The 2,495-nt window shown below is 73.1% G+C and carries 1 protein-coding gene; it reads right to left on the bottom strand.

Annotated features, from left to right (window positions below):
• On the bottom strand, window positions 1-2,495 hold a 2,495-nt coding region (locus ACH4U7_RS53130; RefSeq protein ID WP_398534935.1), incomplete at both ends, for a beta-ketoacyl synthase N-terminal-like domain-containing protein.

Below are 2,495 nucleotides of genomic sequence, written 5' to 3'. Positions count from 1 at the left end.
GGCGCCAACGCCGCCTCACACTCCGCAATCCGCGCCGCGAACACCGGCGACGAACCCAGCAACCCCACACCCATCCCCCGCCACTGCGCCCCCTGACCGGGGAAGACGAGAACGGGACCGGCTCCGCCGGAGGCAGCCGCGCCGGTGCCGGTGACGACGGCGCCCGAGGGCGCGCCACCTGCCAAGGCGTCGAGCGCGGTCAGCAGTTCGTCGCGGTCGCGCCCGACGACGACGGCGCGGTGGTCGAGGACCGACCGGCTGGCCACCAGCGACCAGCCCACCGCCGCCGCATCCGCGTCCGAGGTGACGGCGAACTCCGCCAGCCGCGCCGCCTGCGCCCGCAGCGCGTCAGGGGACTGCCCGGACACCACCCACGGCACGACACCGCCCAGCGGCAGCAACTCGACGGCCTCGCGGCTCTCCTCCTCTTCCGGTGCCTCCTCCACGATCACGTGGGCGTTCGTCCCGGAGATCCCGAACGCCGAGACGCCCGCCCGCCTCGGACGCCCGGCTTTCGGGAACGGGGTTGCGTCCGTGAGCAGTTCGATAGCCCCGCTGCTCCAGTCCACGTGTGGCGTGGGGGCGTCGATGTGCAGGCTGGCGGGGAGCATTCCGTGCCGCAGTGACTGCACCATCTTGATCACGCCGGCGACCCCGGCGGCGGCCTGCGTGTGCCCGATGTTCGACTTGATCGACCCCAGCCACAACGGCCGCTCCTCCGGCCGCCCCTGCCCGTACGTCGCCAGCAGCGCCTGCGCCTCGATCGGGTCACCGAGGGTGGTGCCCGTCCCATGCGCCTCGACCGCGTCCACCTCGGCGGCCGACAACCCGGCGTTGGCCAGGGCCTGCCGGATCACCCGCTGCTGCGAAGGCCCGTTCGGCGCCGTCAGGCCATTCGACGCGCCATCCTGGTTGACGGCAGAACCCCGCACCACCGCCAGCACCCTGTGCCCGTTCCGCCGCGCATCCGACAACCGCTCCAGCAGCAGCACACCAACGCCCTCGCTCCATCCCGTTCCGTCGGCGGCGGCGGCGAAGGGCTTGCACCGGCCGTCCTTCGCTATCCCCCGCTGCCGCGAGAACTCCACGAACCCTCCCGGTGTCGCCATCACCGTGACGCCACCCGTCAGGGCCAGCGAGCACTCCCCCGCCCGCAGCGCCTGCACCGCCATGTGGAGGGCGACCAGCGAGGAGGAGCACCCCGTGTCCACCGTCACGGCCGGGCCCTCGAAGCCCATCGCGTACGAGAGCCGGCCCGAGACGATGCAGCCCATGTTGCCGGTGCCGATGTACCCCTCCACGTCGGCACTGGAGTGGTTGACGATCGAGAGGTAGTCGAAGATGGTCGCGCCCGCGTAGACGCCCGTGTTGCTGCCGCGCAGCGTGCCGACGTCCATCCCGGCGTTCTCGAAGGTCTCCCACGCGGTCTCCAGCAGCAGCCGCTGCTGCGGGTCCATCGCCAGCGCCTCGCGCGGCGAGATCCCGAAGAAGCCCGCGTCGAACCGCGTCGCGTCGTAGAGGAATCCGCCCTCGCGCACGTAGCTGGTGCCGGGCCGGTCGGGGTCGGAGTCGTAGATCGTGTCCAGGTGCCAGCCGCGGTCGGTCGGGAAGGGGCCCACCGCGTCCGTGCCCGCCACGACCATCTCCCACAACTGGTCGGCGTTGGAGACGCCGCCGGGGAAGCGGCACGCCATGCCGACGATCGCGATCGGGTCGCCGGCGTCGGCGGGCAGCGCGTGGAGGTGGGTTGGGGCCGTGCCGGGCTCGACGCCGGAGATCTCGGAGAGGAGGTAGCCCGCCAGGTCGTCGGCGGTGGGGTAGTCGAAGATGAGGGTGGTCGGCAGCGGGAGGCCGATGCTGGAGCTGAGCTTGTTCCGCAGCTCGACGGCGGTCAGGGAGTCGAAGCCCATCTCGTTGAACGGGCGGGTCGCCGTGATCGCGTCGGGACCGGCGTGGCCCAGGACGCTCGCCGCCAGCGCCCGCACGTGCTGCGAGAGCACCTGCCGCCGCTGGGCCGGCGCGGCGGCCTCCACCTGGCGGCGCAGCGGACTGTCGGCCCCGGCCCGCGCGCCCTCCTCCAGCGCCTCGGCCACCTGCGGGATATCCACCAGCAGCTGGCTGGGCCGCTGGGCGGTGAAGGTCTGGGCGAACCGCACCCAGTCGATGTCAGCGACGGTGAGCACCGAGTCGCCCTGCGCGAGGGCGTCGCCGAGCACGCGCAGCGCGGCGTCGGGCGCCATCGCGCCCAGACCACGGTCGCGGAAGAAGGAGGATGCGGTGTCGCTGGCGACCATGCCGACGCCGACCCAGGGGCCCCAGGCGACGGACAGGCCGGTCAGGCCTTCGGCGCGGCGGCGTTCAACGAGCGCGTCCAGGTGCGCGTTGGCCGCCGCGTACGCGCCCTGCTGCCCACTGCCCCAACTGGCCGCCCCCGAGGAGAACATCACGAACGCCGACAGCTCCACCCCCCGCGTCAGCTCGTCCAGCCACCGCGC

It is taken from the genome of Streptomyces sp. NPDC020845 (assembly GCF_044334165.1).
Taxonomy (GTDB): Bacteria; Actinomycetota; Actinomycetes; order Streptomycetales; family Streptomycetaceae; genus Streptomyces.
Note: the sequence above shows the minus strand (reverse complement) of the source record. Positions and strands in the feature narration are given on the sequence as shown.